Source organism: Curtobacterium sp. SP.BCo, from assembly GCF_051903265.1.
GTDB lineage: Bacteria > Actinomycetota > Actinomycetes > Actinomycetales > Microbacteriaceae > Curtobacterium.
The window spans coordinates 923542-940278 of sequence record NZ_CP194337.1; the positions used below are offsets into that span (position 1 = coordinate 923542).

At 71.9% G+C, this 16737-nt stretch carries 21 protein-coding genes; 8 read left to right on the plus strand and 13 right to left on the minus strand.

Features of this window, described 5'->3' with window-relative positions; translation table 11 throughout:
* Positions 1-19 precede the first annotated feature (19 nt).
* The 4 genes from ACRQ4B_RS04470 to ACRQ4B_RS04485 all read left to right on the plus strand — a co-directional run bounded on the left by ACRQ4B_RS04470 (position 20) and on the right by ACRQ4B_RS04485 (position 1835).
* Complete coding sequence (locus ACRQ4B_RS04470) at positions 20-175, plus strand: hypothetical protein (RefSeq protein WP_439693495.1); 156 nt, start codon at positions 20-22, stop codon at positions 173-175.
* 246 nt (positions 176-421) lie between these two features.
* On the plus strand, positions 422-952 hold the full coding sequence (locus ACRQ4B_RS04475; RefSeq protein WP_439694349.1) for an RNA polymerase sigma factor: 531 nt from the start codon (positions 422-424) through the stop codon (positions 950-952).
* A complete protein-coding gene (locus ACRQ4B_RS04480; protein ID WP_439693496.1) occupies positions 949-1509 on the plus strand; it encodes a hypothetical protein in 561 nt (186 codons plus the stop codon). The genes ACRQ4B_RS04475 and ACRQ4B_RS04480 overlap by 4 nt, the downstream gene beginning before the upstream one ends.
* Positions 1506-1835 (plus strand): hypothetical protein, encoded by a 330-nt coding sequence (locus ACRQ4B_RS04485; protein ID WP_439693497.1) that lies wholly within the window; start codon positions 1506-1508, stop codon positions 1833-1835. Before ACRQ4B_RS04480 ends, ACRQ4B_RS04485 begins: the two co-directional genes overlap by 4 nt.
* 19 nt (positions 1836-1854) lie before the next feature.
* On the opposite strand, the gene ACRQ4B_RS04490 is transcribed toward ACRQ4B_RS04485, so the two are convergent.
* The 6 genes from ACRQ4B_RS04490 to ACRQ4B_RS04515 all read right to left on the minus strand — a co-directional run bounded on the left by ACRQ4B_RS04490 (position 1855) and on the right by ACRQ4B_RS04515 (position 6920).
* Positions 1855-2031 (minus strand): hypothetical protein, encoded by a 177-nt coding sequence (locus ACRQ4B_RS04490; protein WP_439693498.1) that lies wholly within the window; start codon positions 2029-2031, stop codon positions 1855-1857.
* A gap of 10 nt (positions 2032-2041) precedes the next feature.
* On the minus strand, positions 2042-2995 hold the full coding sequence (locus tag ACRQ4B_RS04495) for a sugar phosphate isomerase/epimerase family protein (protein ID WP_439693499.1): 954 nt from the start codon (positions 2993-2995) through the stop codon (positions 2042-2044).
* Between the two features lie 157 nt (positions 2996-3152).
* Complete coding sequence (locus ACRQ4B_RS04500) at positions 3153-3836, minus strand: fumarylacetoacetate hydrolase family protein (RefSeq protein WP_439693500.1); 684 nt, start codon at positions 3834-3836, stop codon at positions 3153-3155.
* 33 nt (positions 3837-3869) lie between these two features.
* On the minus strand, positions 3870-4085 hold the full coding sequence (locus ACRQ4B_RS04505; protein WP_439693501.1) for a hypothetical protein: 216 nt from the start codon (positions 4083-4085) through the stop codon (positions 3870-3872).
* Positions 4072-4416: a hypothetical protein gene (locus ACRQ4B_RS04510; protein ID WP_439693502.1), complete on the minus strand. Its 345-nt coding sequence runs from the start codon at positions 4414-4416 to the stop codon at positions 4072-4074. The genes ACRQ4B_RS04505 and ACRQ4B_RS04510 overlap by 14 nt, the downstream gene beginning before the upstream one ends.
* A gap of 98 nt (positions 4417-4514) precedes the next feature.
* Positions 4515-6920 carry a phosphoketolase family protein gene (locus ACRQ4B_RS04515; protein ID WP_439693503.1) on the minus strand — a complete coding sequence of 802 codons (2406 nt, stop codon included), beginning with the start codon at positions 6918-6920 and terminating at the stop codon, positions 4515-4517.
* Positions 6921-7129: 209 nt separating this feature from the next.
* On the opposite strand from ACRQ4B_RS04515, the gene ACRQ4B_RS04520 reads away from it, so the two are divergent.
* Positions 7130-7810 (plus strand): hypothetical protein, encoded by a 681-nt coding sequence (locus ACRQ4B_RS04520; protein WP_439691471.1) that lies wholly within the window; start codon positions 7130-7132, stop codon positions 7808-7810.
* Positions 7811-7876: 66 nt separating this feature from the next.
* Here ACRQ4B_RS04520 and ACRQ4B_RS04525 read toward each other — a convergent pair whose 3' ends face one another.
* From ACRQ4B_RS04525 to ACRQ4B_RS04540, 4 genes are all read right to left on the minus strand, one after another.
* A complete protein-coding gene (locus tag ACRQ4B_RS04525; RefSeq protein ID WP_439693504.1) occupies positions 7877-8473 on the minus strand; it encodes a DUF1992 domain-containing protein in 597 nt (198 codons plus the stop codon).
* 13 nt (positions 8474-8486) lie between these two features.
* On the minus strand, positions 8487-10316 hold the full coding sequence (locus ACRQ4B_RS04530; RefSeq protein ID WP_439693505.1) for a glycoside hydrolase family 15 protein: 1830 nt from the start codon (positions 10314-10316) through the stop codon (positions 8487-8489).
* 79 nt (positions 10317-10395) lie between these two features.
* On the minus strand, positions 10396-11184 hold the full coding sequence (locus ACRQ4B_RS04535) for an alpha/beta hydrolase (protein ID WP_439693506.1): 789 nt from the start codon (positions 11182-11184) through the stop codon (positions 10396-10398).
* The gene (locus ACRQ4B_RS04540) at positions 11184-11711 is read right to left on the minus strand and encodes a phenolic acid decarboxylase (protein ID WP_439693507.1); all 528 of its coding nucleotides are present in this window, start codon (positions 11709-11711) and stop codon (positions 11184-11186) included. Before ACRQ4B_RS04540 ends, ACRQ4B_RS04535 begins: the two co-directional genes overlap by 1 nt.
* Before the next feature lie 64 nt (positions 11712-11775).
* Here ACRQ4B_RS04540 and ACRQ4B_RS04545 point away from each other — a divergent pair, with 64 nt between their 5' ends.
* A complete protein-coding gene (locus ACRQ4B_RS04545; RefSeq protein WP_439693508.1) occupies positions 11776-12249 on the plus strand; it encodes a MarR family winged helix-turn-helix transcriptional regulator in 474 nt (157 codons plus the stop codon).
* 209 nt (positions 12250-12458) lie between these two features.
* Positions 12459-13292 carry a DUF1206 domain-containing protein gene (locus tag ACRQ4B_RS04550; RefSeq protein ID WP_439693509.1) on the plus strand — a complete coding sequence of 278 codons (834 nt, stop codon included), beginning with the start codon at positions 12459-12461 and terminating at the stop codon, positions 13290-13292.
* Between the two features lie 99 nt (positions 13293-13391).
* On the opposite strand, the gene ACRQ4B_RS04555 is transcribed toward ACRQ4B_RS04550, so the two are convergent.
* Complete coding sequence (locus ACRQ4B_RS04555) at positions 13392-13673, minus strand: hypothetical protein (protein WP_439693510.1); 282 nt, start codon at positions 13671-13673, stop codon at positions 13392-13394.
* 139 nt (positions 13674-13812) lie between these two features.
* Here ACRQ4B_RS04555 and ACRQ4B_RS04560 point away from each other — a divergent pair, with 139 nt between their 5' ends.
* Complete coding sequence (locus ACRQ4B_RS04560; RefSeq protein WP_439693511.1) at positions 13813-14928, plus strand: alpha/beta fold hydrolase; 1116 nt, start codon at positions 13813-13815, stop codon at positions 14926-14928.
* 63 nt (positions 14929-14991) lie between these two features.
* Here ACRQ4B_RS04560 and ACRQ4B_RS04565 read toward each other — a convergent pair whose 3' ends face one another.
* Positions 14992-16185, minus strand: coding sequence for an NAD(P)/FAD-dependent oxidoreductase (locus tag ACRQ4B_RS04565; RefSeq protein ID WP_439693512.1), 1194 nt, complete (start codon positions 16183-16185; stop codon positions 14992-14994).
* A gap of 13 nt (positions 16186-16198) precedes the next feature.
* Positions 16199-16705, minus strand: coding sequence for a Dps family protein (locus ACRQ4B_RS04570; protein WP_079237909.1), 507 nt, complete (start codon positions 16703-16705; stop codon positions 16199-16201).
* Between the last annotated feature and the right edge of the window lie 32 nt (positions 16706-16737).

Sequence of the window (16737 nt, forward strand, 5' to 3'; positions counted from 1 at the left end):
GGGACGAAAGGGCGCGAGCATGAGCGCGAGCAAGTACCTGCCCCCGTTCACGACGGAGGAACGAGTCACGATCGCCGGGGACCGATCGGAGCGGACGCCTGCCGACCCCGCGACGTCGGTGACGGAGTCCGAGGTCACCTACGCGGACTTCCTGGGGGACGAGGTCGACGAGTGACGACGGTGCGCTCGCGGCGACTCGAGGAAGGCGACCCGTGCGCCGGATCAGGGAACGCACGGGCCGCCGTCGGGGCGTCGTGACCGACCGTTCAGGGGTGGCCGGCCACGACGCGTCCGGCACCAGGCACGCCGCAGCCGCCTGGTGAGCACATGTGTATGACGTCACGACCGACCGGTTCGTCACGTCCCGAACCGAAACCCGCCCGAGGGGACGATCCTGAGCGACCCTGACACCCTGGCCTCCCTGTCGGACGCCTCGCTCGTCGAGCGCAGCGCCGACGGCGACACGATCGCGTTCGGGGTCCTGATCCGCCGGTACGGCCCGCACATGCGCGCGTACGCGGCGCGCATCCTGGGGCACGGGGACGGCGAGGCCGACGACGCCGTGCAGGAGGCCGCGCTCCAGGCCTGGCAACGCATCGACCGGGTCGACGATCCCGACCGCGTCCGCAACTGGCTGTTCCGGATCGCCGCGAACAAGGCGCTCGACCGGCTGCGCCGCCGGCACCCGCACCTCGACCTGGAGGCGGTGGTCGAGTCCGCCGACGACCGGCCGGTGGACGACGTCGTCAGCACGCGCCTGCAGGTCCAGGAACTCGCGCGTATCGTGCAGGCACTTCCCGATGCTCCTCGTGCGGTCTGGGTGATGCGGGAGATCGGTGGGGCCTCGTACGCCGAGATCGCCGCCGCCACGGGCATGACCCAGGCGACGGTGCGCGGGGCGCTGGCCCGGGCGCGACGTCGTGTCCTCGAGCAGATGGAGGGGTGGCGATGACCGACGACGAACACTTCGGCGCCTTCTCCCTCGAGGCCCTCTCCGACTACCTCGACTCCCACCGCACGCCGGTGCGTCCGGACATCGAGGGGGACCCGGTGGCCGCGGCCGCACTCGTCCGGCTCGAAGCCCTGCGGACGGCGTCGCGCGACCTGCTCGACACCGAGGCGACGAACGCCGACGACCGTTGGATCGCGGGCGTGCTGACCGCCATCCGGACGACCGCGCACGCCGGACGGGACATCCCGGTGCCCGACGCCGACCCGGCATCGACGCTCGTCGTGACCGAAGGGGCGCTCCGCGGACTCGTACGGGCACTGGGCGACGAGGTCCCCGGCGTGGTCGTCCGGCGGACGCGGTTCACCGGCGACCTGGACGTCGCGGGCGGGTCGGTGGACGTCGAGGTCTCGATCGTCGTCACCGCCGACGGCCCCGTCCACCTCCGGGCGGAGGCGCTGCACGACCTGGTGGCGGACGCGTTCGCGGCGCACGCCCCGTTCGTGGTGGGTTCGCTCGTCGTGCGTGTGGCCGACCTGATCGGAGGGGAGCACCCGTGATCGACGACGTGCGACGTGTGTCGCGCCACCTGACCGAGACCGTGCTCGGGGTCCCCGGTGTGCGCTCGGTGGTGCCCCCGGGACCGAAGCTCGCGACGCTCGTGCGCGACATCCGATCGGTGCTCGACCTGCCACGGGACGGCGGCGCCGTGCTCGTGCAGCAGCGCGCGGACGGTGCCCGGATCCGGGTGGTCGTCACCACGGACCGGCGCACCCCGGCCGTCACGCTCACCCGGGCGGTCCGCGACGCGGTCGTCGACGCGACGACCGTGTTGCTCGGTCGACGGCCGTCGGACGTCACCGTGCGGATCGTCGAGATCGACTGACCCGTCGGCCGGGACCGCCTCAGGCGGCCGGAGCGGGACCGTCGGCGGGTTCGGCGTCGTCCGCGACCGGCAGCCCCTCGTCGACGAGGTCGTCCTCGTCCGGCTGGACCACCTCGGCGGCCGCGGCCTTCGCCTCGTCGATGGACTCCTGCGAGCGGCGGAGGAGGTCGTCGTCGTGTGCTGCGCTGTCCGTCATGCAGCGGACACTACGCGGGGGTGCCGGTGTCGGCATCGCGTCGACGTACCCCGTGTGCCGGTGGCTCGAAGTCGACGGCGGAGGTCGGCGCGGGCGTCGTCGGCATCGCCGGAGCAGCCGGTGCGCCGTACGCATCGGCGGCGTCGAGCACGGCCCGGGTCGCGGCCGCAGCGGTCCGGAGCGCGTCGCCGATCGGCATCGCGCGGTGCGCCGCCGTCCGGACCTCCACGCCCCAGGGCTCGTCGTAGCCGAGGTCCCGCACGGTGCGGACGAACCCGGGCAGGTCCCACGCCCCGGCGCCGGGGAGGTGCCGGGCCTCGCGCGACTCCTCGGCGAGGGTCATCCCGGCCGGGGTGTGCAGCAGCCCGTCGCTGAGCTCGACCGCCGCGAGGACCCGGGGAGCCACGCCCTCCCGGATCGACGCGAGGGTCGACCCACCGCGGAGTGCGTGCATCGCGTCGACGAGCAGGCCGCCGTTCGGGTGGCCCGCCGCGGCGACGAAGCGCGAGGCGCGTTCGACGGTCGGCAGGTTCGACCACGGCTCCGGCTCGAGCACGAGCTGTGCCCCCACCGTGGCGGCCTGCCCGGCGAGCTCGACCCAGTCGTCGACCATCGCCGCCGGTGAGACCCCGGGGAGCGTGGTGTCCGCGCGCGCGACGATCTGCCACGCGCTGAGGGTCGCCGCTGCCTCGAGGACCACACCCCGGTCGGCGTCCTGGTCGGTGGTCGGTCCCGAACACGTCCACCAGCGCTCGAGCGGTCCGAGCTGGACCCACACGATGCCGGCACCGTCGAGGCGGCGTCGCAGCTCGGCGAGACCGAAGGTGGCCCGGACCTCGTGCAGGTCCCCGAGCGAGAGCGAGAGTCCCGCGAACCCGGCGGCACCGACGGCGCTGATGCGTTCCGCGATCGGCTCGGAGCCGGCCCAGGTCCAGGACGTCGCGAGCAGGTCGTGTTCCTGCACGGCGCACCTCCGTTGTCCGGACACCACCGGTCGTCCCGTCACGACCGACGTGTCCCGTGTGTGGAGACGTCGCGGTCCCCGCTGCGGCGTCGAGACATTGATACTCGCCGGTGCTGCGAGCGCTCCCAGGACGCCGACACACCCCGGAAACGCGCGCTCAGACGATCGTGGTGCGGACCGATCCGACGCCGGTGATCGCTCCGTCGAGGGTGTCCCCGCGCCGGACGACGCCCACGCCCTCCGGCGTCCCGGTCATCACGAGGTCGCCCGGCGCGAGGGTCACGAAGCGGGAGAGCTCGGCGACGGTCTCGGCCACCGACCAGATCTGGTCGGCGAGGTCACCGGACTGCCGGAGGTCGCCGTTCACGCGCAGCTCGACGGTGCCCGAGGTCGGGTCGACCTCGGCGGCCGGAGCGATCGCGCCGATCGGGGCCGACGCGTCGAACCCCTTCGCGGTGTCCCACGGGCGCCCCAATCGCTTCGCCTCGGCCTGCAGGTCGCGCCGGGTGAGGTCGAGGCCGACCGCGTACCCCCAGACGTGCCCGAGGGCGTCCTCCTGCGCGAGGTCGCTGCCGCCCGTCCCGATCGCGGCGACGAGCTCGACCTCGTGCTCGAGGCGCTGCGTCACGCTCGGGTACGGAGTGTCCGCGCCGTCGGCGACGATCGCATCGGCCGGCTTCGTGAAGAAGAACGGCGGCTCGCGGTCCGGGTCGTGTCCCATCTCCCGCGCGTGCGCTGCGTAGTTCCGGCCGACGCAGAAGATCCTCCGGACGGGGAAGCGCCCGCCGGTTGTGGTCGGCACGGTCGGGAGGGTCGGGGCCGGGATGACGAGGTCGCTCACCCGTCCAGGGTGGCACCCCGGCGTCGTCGCCGCTCAGCCCTCGCTGATCGAGGCCTCCCAGCGGAGCTTCCGGGCGCGGGCGCGTTCCTCGCGCTCCCGCCACTCGATCCGCATCTCGTCGAGGAACTCGACTCCGCCTTCGGCACGGAGGAGTGGTCCGTAGTGGGGATCGGCGAGGAGACGGGGAGTGCTGCGTTCCAAGCGGTCGAGTCGTGCCTTGAACCGCTCGTCGGGCTCATCGGAGATCATCGTCTGTCTGCTCCTCTCGGTGTCGGCGGGTGCGCGTGGTGGGCGCCTCGTTCCTGTCGAGTTCGCTCTGGACCCACTCGTCGTCGTTCGTGACCCAGGTGCGCGTCATCAGCGCACGAGCCATGAGGGCAGCCGCTTCGCGCTGTCGTCGATCGTCCGACACCGCCCGCTCGACCACCCACGACCAACGCTGCCACCACAGGTCGCGGTGCCCCAAGAACTCTGTATTCCGCCGCGCCCGGCGCCCCTCGAGCACCGTCACGACGACGCTGGCGACCGCGACCAGCGCACTCAGCAGCGACACGATCGCGCTCGTCCATCCGGGGTCCATGCGGCCACCCTGACGCACGAGGACCGGCCGCGCGGCGGGCGCGACCGGTCCTGTGGAGGGTGATCCGGTCCTCCAGGCTGTGGAGGAGGAACACGACGTCAGGCGGCGCTCGGCCACCCCGAGAACTGCCAGCCGTCCACCGACGGGTGGTCCTCGCCCTTGGTGTAGGCGTACGCGCGGGCCGCGTCCCGGGCCTCGGACAGCGTGCCGAGCAGTTCCTCGTGCGCCGCGGCGTCCACCCGCGACAGCGCGTCGTGCGCGAGCGCGAACCGGTCCATGTCGTTCCGCATCAGCATGTCGAACGGCGACGTCGTCGTGCCCTGCTCGAGGAAGCCGTGCACGTGCAGGTCGTCGTGCCCGTGCCGACGGTAGGTGAGCTGGTGCACGAGCGACGGGTACCCGTGGAACGCGAAGACGGTCGGGGTGCCGGGCAGGAACAGCGCGTCGTACCGGTCGTCGGGGATGGCGTGCTCGTGCTTCCGGGCGTCGCCGAGGGAGAGCAGGTCGACGACGTTCACGACGCGGACACCGACCGACGGGGCGTGCTGCCGGATGATGTCCGCCGCGGCGACGGCCTCCACGGTGGGGACGTCCCCCGCGCAGGCCAGCACCACGTCCACGTGCCCGACGGACTCCTCGGTCCCGGCCCAGTCCCAGGCGCCGAGGCCCGCGTCGACGTGCGCGACCGCGTCCGGCAGCGACAGGAACACCGGTTCGGGGTGCTTGCCGGCGACGATCACCTCGATGCGGTCGGTGGTCTCCATCGCGTGCGCCGCCACCGCGAGCAGGGCGTTCGCGTCCGCGGGCAGCTTGATGCGGACGAGCTCCTGCTGCTTCGAGGCGACGACGTCGAGGAAGCCCGGGTCCTGGTGGGAGAAGCCGTTGTGGTCCTGTCGCCACACGTGCGACGACAGCAGGATCGACAGGTTCGACACCGGCGCGCGCCAGTCGATGTCGGTCGACGACTCCAACCACTTCGCGTACTGGCCGACCATCGAGTCGATGATGTGCGCGAACGCCTCGTAGGTGTTGAGGATCCCGTGTCGGCCGCTCAGCACGTAGCCCTCGAGCATCCCCTCGAGGAGGTGTTCGGACAGGACCTCCGTGACCCGACCGTGCGCACCGAGGTGCTCGTCGCCGACGGCCCGCCGTGCCCGCCACACGCGGGAGGTCACGTCGAACACCGCATCGAGCTTGTTCGACACCGTCTCGTCCGGGCCGAACAGCCGGAAGGTCGAGGGGTTCCGTTCGATGAGGGCCGCCAGCCAGGGACCGAGTGTGCCGGTCGCGCTCGCCGCCTCGCCGACGGGTACCCCGAACGCCTCCAACGCGGGGCGGTCGAGGGCGGTCCGGAGCCGGCCGCCGTTCGCGTGCGGCGTCGCGCTCATCCGGCGGTCGCCGGTCGGACGGATCGTGGTGAGGAGGCCGATCGGCTGGCCGTCGTCGTCGAACAGCTCCTCCGGCCGGTAGGACCGCATCCAGTCCTCGAGCTGCTGCCGGTGGCCGTCGTCCTCGCGCACCGCGGGCAGGGGGACCTGGTGCGCGCGGAAGGTCCCCTCGACCTGTTGGCCGTCGACCTCCTTCGGCCCGGTCCAGCCCTTCGGCGTCCGCAGCACGATCATCGGCCACCGCGGGCGGAGGTCCGCGGCGCCGGCCGGCTGTCCCGCGGCCGCGCGCTGCGCCTGGGCGCGTGCTGCTGCCTGGATGTCGTCGATCGCCGCGACGGCTCGCCGGAGCGCACCGTCGAACAGGGCGTGCACCGCGAAGGGGTCGTCGCCGACTCGAGCGGAGTCGACGACGATCGGGTCGTAGCCGAGGCCGCGGAAGTGGGCGTCGAGGTCCTCGGCGGGGATGCGGGCGAGGACGGTCGGGTTCGCGATCTTCCACCCGTTGAGGTTGAGGATCGGGAGCACGGCGCCGTCGTGGACGGGGTCGAGGAAGGTGTGTGCCTGCCAGGACCCGGCGAGCGGACCGGTCTCGGCCTCGCCGTCGCCCACGACGCAGGCGACGACGAGGTCCGGGTTGTCGAGCGCGGCGCCGTACGCGTGGGCGAGGGAGTACCCGAGCTCGCCGCCCTCGTTGATCGACCCCGGTGTCTCGGGTGCCGCGTGCGAGGGGATGCCACCGGGGAACGAGAACTGCTTGAAGAACTGCTGCAGCCCGGCCTGGTCGGGCGTGATCGCCGGGTACAGCTCGCCCCAGGTGCCGTCGAGCCACGCGTTCGCGTTCATCGCCGGGCCCCCGTGACCGGGGCCGCACACGTAGAGCAGGTCGCGGTCGGTCTCCGCGATCAGGGCGTTGCAGTGCGCGTAGACGAGGTTCAGCGCGGGCGAGGTGCCCCAGTGCCCGAGCAACCGCGGCTTGACGTCGTCGGGGCTGATCGAGCGGTCGAGGAGCGGGTTGTCGAGCAGGTAGATCTGACCGACCGTGAGGTAGTTCGCGGCACGCCACCAGGCGTCGATGGCGCGGATCCGGTCGGTGCTCGAGGTGTGCGTGGGGGCCATGCACACACGCTACGAAACCCGGGTCACCAGACGCCCAGAAAGAAATTCCAAACCGTTCTGGTGGGGGTGCCGAATCAGTTGCAACAACCGGGAAACACCCGGAGCGCTCACCAGCCGCACCACGCTGGTTCTCCACCCTCGCACAGGGTGTGTTCGGCGTACACGCAGCAATTCGCGCCGAGCGCGACGACAGCAAAGGGAACACGATCATGCGCAAGAGCCTCAAGACCTCCATCACCCTCGCCACCACCGGCGCCCTGGTGCTCGGCGGTGCCGCGTTCGGCATCTCCTCCGCCCAGGCCTCGACCCCGGCGATCCACACGGTGTCCTCGTCCTCGTCGAAGATCCCCGCCCCCGTGGCATCGGTGCCCGAGGTCCTCGGCGGCAACACCGCCGTCGCGCTCGACTCCGGCTTCACCGACGCCCTCACCGCGCTGAAGCTGACCCCGGGCGTGTCCGGCAACGCCAAGCTCGCCGACGGGTCCGTGTCGTTCCCGATCACCGCCGGGTCGGTCACGTACTGGTCGCCGGACGGCAACTACCGCCCCTACGTGCAGGGCCTGCTCAACCACGACGACTCCGGCCTGACGCTGACCGCGGGCGAGACCACGGTCACGCTGGAGAACTTCGTCGTGAACCCGGGCTCGTCCAAGCTCTACGGTGACGTCCTGGTCAACGGCAAGGTCGCCGTCGCGAACGCGTACCTGTTCTCCCTGCACGGCGGCACCCTCAAGCCGCTCCAGCTCGAGGGCGACAACGCGATCCTGACCGGCACCACGGTGCACGTCTCCGCCGACGCCGCGAAGCTGCTCAACAGCACCTTCAAGACCGACGCCGTCAAGAGCGGCCTCCTCGTCGGCACCGCCACCATCACCGCCAAGATCAAGTAACACCCAGCACCACACACGAGACGCCGTCCCGACCGGGGCGGCGTCTCGTTCGTGTGTGCAGACCGGCTAGCCGCGCCGACGCCACCAGCGACGTGGTCGCGTGTCGAGCTGCAGCTGTTCCGCAGCGTGTGCGGCCGACGCGAGTCGTGCCTCCCGGCGCTCCCGCCAGCCCGCGACCTCGGCGTCGACGTCGCGGAGCGGCGTCACCACCGGCGGGCCGCCGAGCAGCTGCCGGCGGGCCTCCTTCACACGCGCGTTGAAGTCCTCCAGCACGTCCCGGACGTCGGACTCCACCGACAGTTCGTCGAGGTGACCGTCGAGTTCGGCGTCCTCCGTGCGGAGCGACAGCGCCGGCGGGGCGATGCCGCGGATGTCCTCGCGCTCGATCTTGGACTTGATCCACCAGTCCGGATCGTGCCGGCCGTCGTTCCCGGGCAGCGGCTTGCCGTGGTACGGGTTGCCCGCGAAGTCCCCGCGTCGCTCGGCCTGCTCGATCTGCGCCCGGGCGTGCGCGGCGACGTCGGCGGCCTTGAGCAGCCGGCGTTCCTCGCGCACCTCGTCGGGGTCGAGGGAGCCGCGTTCGATCTCGCTGTCCACGAGTTGCTGGTACCGGTAGCGGGCGGCCCGCCGCAACCGGTCCATGCGTGCATCGACGTCGTTCATGACCGTTCCATGATCACTCCGAGCGGCGTTCCTCGCCAGCGATCTCCTCGATCGTCAGTGCTGCCTGGATGAGCGCGAGGTGCGAGAGGCCCTGGGGGAGGTTGCCCATGAAGGCCCCGTCCTCGCTGATCATCTCGCTGAACAGCCCGACGTCGTTGGCCTGGTCGACCATCTCGTCCATGAGTGCGCTGGCGTCGTCGGGTCGGCCGACGCACGCCATCGCGGCGGCGAGCCAGAACGAGCAGGCGACGAACGGCGACTCCTCCTCCGCCATGCCCGAGTACCGGTAGACCAGCGGTCCGTGCTGCAGCTGCTCCTCGATCGCCCGGATCGTCGACTCCATGCGCGGCCCACGGTCGAACGCGCTCATCGCGTGCAGCAGGATCGAGGTGTCGAGCTTGTCGGAGCCCGGGTACATCACGTAGTGGCCGCGCTCCTCGTCCCACCCGTTGTCGGCGACCCACTGCTCGATGAGCTCGCGGTTCTGCACCCACTTGTCGCGCGGGCCGTCGATCATGCCGGTGTCGTGCAGCTCCACGGCGGCGTCGAGCGCCTGCCAGCAGCCGATCTTGCTCGAGACGTAGTGCTGGGTGTCCTCGAGCTCCCACATGCCCGAGTCGGCTTCCTCCCAGCGGTGGCAGGCGTCGTCCGCGAGCTGCTGCAGGACCCCGGCGGTCTTCCGGTCGAGTACGTTCCCGGCGCGGACGTACTGCCGCAGGATCTCGAAGACGTCCCCCCAGACGCCGAGCTGCAGCTGGTCGCCGGCGCGGTTGCCGATCGTCACCGGGCCGATGCCGTTCCACCCCGGCACGTCGCGCTCCTCGACGTCGTCGCTCTTCGAGCCGTCCAGCTCGTAGAAGATGGGCATGTCCTCGTCGTGCTCGGCGATCGTGCGCATCACCCAGGACACGGCGGCGTGGGTCTCCTCGCGGAGGCCGAAGCGGGTCAGCGCGTGCACGGTGTACGACAGGTCGCGCACCCAGGCGAACCGGTAGTCCCAGTTCTTCCCGCCGGTGCGGTCCTCGGGCAGGCTCGTCGTCGGTGCGGCGGCGATCGCGCCGGTGGGCGAGAAGATGAGCAGCTTCAGGGCGAGGGCGCTCCGCTGCACGGCGTCCGCCCACGGGCCGTCGTACGAGAACTCCTCCGACCAGGTCTGCCAGTTCGCGACCGTGCGGTCCATCGCCTCGAGCGCGCTCTCCGGCCGCGGCATGAAGATCGGTTCGTCGTGGGTGCCGACGATGGTGAGGATGTGCTTCGACCCCTCGGCGGTGGTGAACCGCCCGGAGAACCGTGGGCCGTCGTCGTGCTCGGGGTCGAACCCCTGCTCGACGATCGCGATGGTGATGCCGTCGATCCCGATCACCGCGCCGTTCGCCGTGTCGAGGCGCTTCGGCTCCGCGGTGTTCAGCAGGGTGCCGGGCACCACGGCCCACTCCAGCTCGACGGTGCCGTGGACGCCCTGCACGCACCGGGCGACCTCGGCCCAGGGCAGCCGTCCGGCGACGCCGGTGACCATCGCGTCGGTGACGGTGACCTCGCCGGACGATGTCGTCCACGTGGTGACGAGCACGTTCGTCCCGGGCATGTAGGTGCGGGACGCCTCGGCTCCGGCCTCGACGGGACGGAGGGCGACGTACCCGCCGTGCTCCGGGTCGAGGATGCTCGCGAACACCGGCGGCGAGTCCATCGCGGGGATCGGCAGCCAGTCGATCCTGCCGTCGCGCGCGATCAGGGCCACGGTGCGCCCGTCGCCGATCGCCCCGTAGGAGCGGAGCGGGACGTACCCGTCCGTGCGCTCGTCGTCGTCGATCGCATCGGGGGTGGCCCGGGTCCGCTCGTTCATGGTCCCAGCCTGCACGTGCCGCCGGGGCGACCATCAGGCGGGCGTACCCCGTCGACGACACCGGTCGGTGCGGTGCCGGTCAGCGTGCCGCGGAGGACCCGACGAACGCCGTCACGTGGTCCAGCAGGAGCCGACGGTACGGGACCGAGGACCACCCGTGGTCCGCGCCGGCCACGGCCGTGAACGTCGCGCCGGGCAGCCGCTCGGCGTACCGCTCGCCGTACGCGATCGGCACGATCGCGTCGTCGGTCCCGTGCAGCACCTCGGCCGGTCCGGTGTATGCCGCGATCGGGGCGTACACGTCGAGCCCGTCGGTCACCTCGGTGATGAACGCCGTGCCGAGGGCCATGCCGCCGAAGTCGAACCAGCCCTGGTCGCGCGCGGGTGCCAGCGGCTGCCCCTGGATCTCGTCGTGCTCGGCGATGTCGTCCACGACGACGCCGGCGGGTGACCAGAGCGTCAGCGTCGCGACCGACGCGGGGATCCGGGCCGCCGCCATCGCGGACTCGACCGCGCCGAGGCTGTGGGCGACGACGTGCACCGGACCGCGTGCGTCGTCGGCGAGCTGCCGGATCATCGTGACGACCTGCTCGACCTCGTCCCCGATGGTGACGTCGGCGAACTCGCCGTCGCTGGTCCCGTGCCCGAGGCGGCTGTAGGAGCGCACCGTGGCGCCGGCGTCCGCCAGGGCGCGAGCCGTCTGCACGAACAGCTGCTGACCGCCGGTGTCGGTGCTGCCGAAACCGTGCACGAGCAACACCGCCGTCGTCGGTCCGCTGGTCGGGAGGGCGCCGAGCTGCCAGCCGCGCAGGGTGCGTCCGGCGTGGTCGAGGGTGACCGGGATCGGCCCCGGCGTCGGTGTCGTCATCAGTTGCTCCGGTCGGCCCACCCGGCCGGCAGGTCCCCGGGCGCGGTGTCGACGACGGTCTCGTCGTCCTCGCCGACGTGCTCGAACAGGGTGATGTGCGCGAACTCGGGGACGACGTAGATCGGGTAGGTCGGGCCCTGGTCGCGATACTCGCGCATGCGGTCGAGGTGGTCGTTCTGGAAGAGCACGGTCTTGCTGCCGTCCTCCTCGACCCAGTGCGGGAAGAAGATCGTGCCGTGCAGGACCCGCTCGCCGGGGACCACGTTCACGACGACGCTCGTCCCGGTCGGCTCGTTCCACGAGACCTTGTACACGCCGGCGGTCAGGACGACGAGGTCGACCTGCTGGTCCTTCACCCAGCGGCCGCCGACCATCCCGGTGTGGATGCGGTAGTCGATGGTGGTGGCGTTCTTGACGTACATCTCGTACTGCCAGCCGTTGGCGTACGTGTAGATGAAGCGGTGTCCGACGATCCCCGAGAGGTCCTGCTCGGGAACGGGGTGTTCGACGCTGGTGCTGGTGTCCATACGATCGAGTTTGCTCCCAAACTGCGTTTGTTGCAAGCGTATTCCCTGTGGGTACCCTGGGGGAGTGGACGATGCCAGGACCGACCCCGACCTGCCCCGCGTGGCACGGCGGCTGAGCGCCGAGGTCGGTCCCTTCCGCCGCGCGCTCCTCGGGACGGCTCGTCGGTCGGTGGCGTTGCCGGACATCCCGGACGCGCAGATCGAGGTGCTCCGCCGGCTCGACGAGGACGGCTGGTCGAGCCCGACGGCGCTCGGACGCGTGCTCGGTCTCGCGCGGTCGACGGTGAGCAACCTCGTCGCCGCGATGGAGCGTGACGAGCTCGTGGAACGACGGCTCGCGCAGGGCGACGGGCGGAGCACCGAGGTGGGGCTCACCGACCTGGCGCGGACCCGGCTCGCGGTGTACGACGCCTCGGCGGAACGCGTCCTCGTCGAGGCCCTCGGCGCCCTGCCCGAGGGCGATCAACGGGCGCTCGCGGCCGCCCTGCCGGTCCTCGAGCGTCTCCGCGCGCGGCTGGAACCCGGCGCCCAGGGCTGACGAGCCCGTCGACCAGGTGGTGGCCGGCGCCGCCGACCAGATGACGACCCCGCACACGCTGCGGCAGGTCGTCGACGTCACGAGCGACCGGCGTCGCGGCCGGCGGACGGGAGGCGCGAGACGGGCCTGCCCCGCGCCTCCCGTCCGCCGACCCGGGGATCCACCGCCCCTTCCGGACACGGACGCGCTCGTCGGGCACGCTCTGTGGGGTGAGTGAACAGGCGGAACAGGCGGCCCGGAAGACCGGACGCGAAGCGAGACGGGTCGCGGACAGCCGCTGGTTCGAGGTGACCGCGCGCGCCGGGTTCGTCGGCAGCGGCATCGTGCACCTGCTGATCGGCTACCTCGCGATCCTGCTCGGCATCGGGAACGCCTCCTCCGGGAGCGAGACCGACCAGTCCGGCGCGCTGCAGCAGATCGCGGCGGTGCCGGGTGGTGTCGTGCTCCTCTGGGTCGTCACCGTCGGCTGCGCTGCCCTGACGATCCGGCTCGTCCTCGAGGCCGTGGTCGGCGGCCGCACGGACGACGCGCGCGCCTGGCTGGCCCGTGCGAAGAACGTCGCGAAGGCCGTCGTCTACGGCGTCATCGCCTACTCGGCCGCGTCGTACGCGGTCGGTGCCGGGAAGAGCTCGAGCGGGTCGAGCCGCAGCGCGGCAGCCTCGGCGCTCGCGACACCGGGCGGGGTGTTCCTGCTCCTCCTGGTGGCAGCCGTCGCGGTGGCGATCGGTGTCGGCCTCGTCGTGATCGGCTGCCGGCGCTCCTTCTGGAAGCAACTCGTGCACCCGCCGCAGTCGGTCGAGCGGGTGGTCACGGTGCTCGGTGTGGTCGGCTACGTGCTCAAGGGGCTCGCGGTGGTGGTCGTCGGCGTGCTCATCGGCGTCGCCGGGGTCCGGAGCGACCCCGACCAGGCGACAGGCCTCGACGGGGCGTTCGACGCACTGCGTGGGATGCCGGGCGGGTCCGTCGTGCTCGTGGCGATCGGCATCGGGTTCCTGGCCTTCGGCGTCTACAGCTTCTTCCGCGCCCGCTACGCCCGCCTGTGATATGTTGGCTGTGCTCGCCTCCTGATGGGGGGATGAGAAGTCGGAGCCGGTGCACCTGGGGTATACCAGGTCCCGGCTCTTGCGTCGTCCGGCGGTCGTTCACGGGCGAACCCCGAAGGTCTGGATCCCGTCAGCGATCGGACCGGGGAGCTGCCGTCCGGTGGACAGGGACTCGCCGAGCATGCCGAGCACCTGGTCGGGGAGCCAGAGCATCGGCTCGTGCTTCGGATCCCCGTGCTCGACCCGGAGCGACTCCAGGAGGTCGCGCGCGGCGACGACGTCATCGGTGTCGACGATCGACGCGCCGAGCAGGTACGCGGGCGCATCGAGACCGTGCGAACGGATGCTCTCGTCACCCCAGGCGTGCAGCGGACAGATCACCGTGTCACGTTGCCAGGCCCGCGGGCAGTACGCCGAACATGTCGCATGTGCGGCGGCTGACACCGGCGGACACGCAGTGACAGCAACGCGGGCGGCACCGCGGGTATCCTGGGCGATCGCCCGACCCGAGGAGACCGAAGTGCACGACGACCGATCGGCAGCACCGCCGGACCCGGCGCGCGAGCTCGCGCAGGCCGAGGACGCCGACGTCACGGTGGAGGTCGACCGGGTCGCGGTCGACGGCACGTACGTCCGTGTTAGCTCGATCGGCGCCCCGGGGGACCGGGCGTTCCTGCTGGTGGCCGGTCTCGGCATCGCCGCGACGTACTACGAACGGCTCGCCCCGCACCTCAACGAGAACGGCCCGGTGCACGCCCTCGACCTGCCGGGCTTCGCCGGGGTCCCGCGGTTCCGCGGCCGGGTCACGATCGAGCGCTACGCCGATGCCGTCGAGCGGGTCATCGAGGACCTCGGCCTGGTCGACCCGGTCCTGGTCGGGCACTCGATGGGCACCCAGGTGGTGACCGAGGTGGCGGCACGGCGCCCCGACCTCTCCGACCTCGTCCTGATCAGCCCGGTGGTCGACTCGCACGCCCGGACGGTCCGGCAGTCGGCGATCCGGTTCCTCCGGTCGACGCTGCACGAGCCGGCGGCGGTCCGCTGGCACGGCATCACGGCGTACGCGTTGTGCGGCTGGCACTGGTTCTCGAAGGTGCTCCCGCGGATGATCGCGTTCCCGATCGAGGAGCGCGCCGCGCACGTGCAGGCTCGCACGCTCATCGTCCGCGGTGAGTACGACGCGATGGTCCCGCGCGACTGGGTCCGCCGGTTGGCGCGGGTGTTCCCGTACGCCGTCCTCCGCGAGGTCGTCGACGGCGCGCACTCGGTGATGCACGCGCAGGCGGACGCGGTCGCGACGCTCGCCGTGGACCACGTCGCGCACCGACTGCCGGACCGCGGGGTGTCGTCGCTGCAGCGGGTGCGGGACGACTCGACGTCGTCGGACCTCGGGCGGCTCAGTCCGGGCGACGCCTGGATGCTGGTGAAGTCCCGCGTCATCGAGCTGTTCGGGATGGCCCGGAACGACGACGAGACCCTCGAAGCGGCGAAGTCCGCGCACGCGGTCGCGATGGCGGACGGCGACGACCTGCCGGTCGACCCGGCCGACCGCGAAGCGGTCGTCGACGCTGTCGCACCGGAGACGCGCGACGCACCGGAAGCGCACGACGCTCTAGAGGCGCGCGACGCGCACTGACCACGGACGGGAGGCGCGGTGCCAGCCGGCACCGCGCCTCCCGTCCGTTCCGGGTCCTGCCCGTCAGGGCTGGATGCGACCGATGAGCATGTCGCGAGTCAGCGCGTGTGCCTCGGCGAGCACCTTGCGGGCCTCGTCGGTCTTGTCCCACACGTTCCAGAGCAGGACGCCCCGCACCGTGTCGTCGTCGTCGAGGTAGTAGACGACGCCCGTGACGGCCGGCTCCTGCCAGTCCTCGACGGTGCGGAGGTGCGTGCTGACCTGCCCGACCGCCTCGTACCCCATGTCGAAGACGTCGGAGTAGAACATCGGGGTGTGGTCGTAGGTCTCGTCGGCGTCGGCCAGGTTGCGCCCGGCCTGCCGTCCCTGCTGCTGCGCGTTGTCGACGTGCTCGACGCGGCGCGTGCCGAGGATCCGGTCCGGGTACTCGGCGACGTCGCCGGCCGCGAAGACCGAGTCGTCGTCGGTGAGCAGGGTCGAGGAGACGACGATGCCGTCACGCACGGTGAGCCCGGCGTCCGCGGCGAGTGCGGTCTGCGGCTCGATGCCGAGGCCGACCACGACCGCGTCGGCCTCCACCGTGGATCCGTCGTCGAGGGTCAGGACGACGCCGCCCTCGTGCTCCGTTCCGTGGTCGACGCGGCGCCCGAGGCGGAGCTCGACACCGTGGTCGACGAAGCGCTGCTGGAAGGCCTGCGCGAGGTCGTCCGGGAACATCCGGGCGCCGACGACCTCGTCCGGGTCCACCAGCGTGACGCGGGCGCCGTTCTGCACGATGCCCGCCGCGATCTCGGTGCCGATGTACCCGCCGCCGACGACGGCCACGTGGGCCCCGGCGTCGGCGAGTTCGCGGAGCCGCCGGTAGTCGGCGGCGCTCCGGTAGTCGAGCACGCGGTCGGACGGCTCCAGCCCGGCCAGGCCGCGGGGCTTCCCGCCGGTGGCGAGGAGGAGTCGCTCGTAGCCGTGGGTCGCGCCGTCGGCGGTCGTCACGGTCTTCGCGGCACGGTCGATCGACGTCACCGCGGTGCCGAGGACGAACGACGCCCCGGTCTCCTCGGTGTGCAGGTCGACCTTCTCGTCCCAGCTGAAGTCCGGGTCGGTCCACAGCTTCTTCGAGAGCGCCGGCCGGGCGTAGGGCCGGTCGGCCTCCTCACTGAGGATGCCGATCGAACCGTCGGGGTCGAGTTCGCGGACGCCGCGCGCAGCAGCGTCCGCGACCATCCCGCCGCCGACGATCAGGTAGCGGTAGTCCGTCATGTGCGGTCCGGGTTCAGGCGTGCGCCGAGGCGTCCGCGACGGCCGGGGTCGTGGCCGAGGCGAGGGGCGTGCTCGGGGCACGGTTCTCCGCGGACACCATCCAGGCGAGCTGCTCGAGGCGCTCGATGAAGCCGTGGAGCAGGTCCGCGGTCGTCGGATCCTCCTCGTCGACCTCGTCGTGGACGTCGCGCATGGTCCCGGTGGCCTGGTAGAGGCGCAACGTGACCTGGTCGATCGCGTCGTGCGTGGTGATCTCGCCCTCGGGGAACTGGTCGAGGTGGCTCGTCGCGGCGACGGTGCTGGAGCGTCCGTCCGGCACGGCGTAGAGGGCACGCATGCGCTCCGCGGTGTCGTCGGCGAACTCACGTGCCGCGTCGACGATCTCGTCGAGCTGCAGGTGGAGGTCCCGGAAGTTGGTCCCGAGGATGTTCCAGTGGGCCTGCTTGCCCTGGACGTGCAGGTCGATGAGGTCCACGAGGACCGCCTGGAGGTTCTTGGCGAGCTTGTCCGATGCGTGCATGATCGGTTCCTTCCGCGTTGGTGACCGGTACC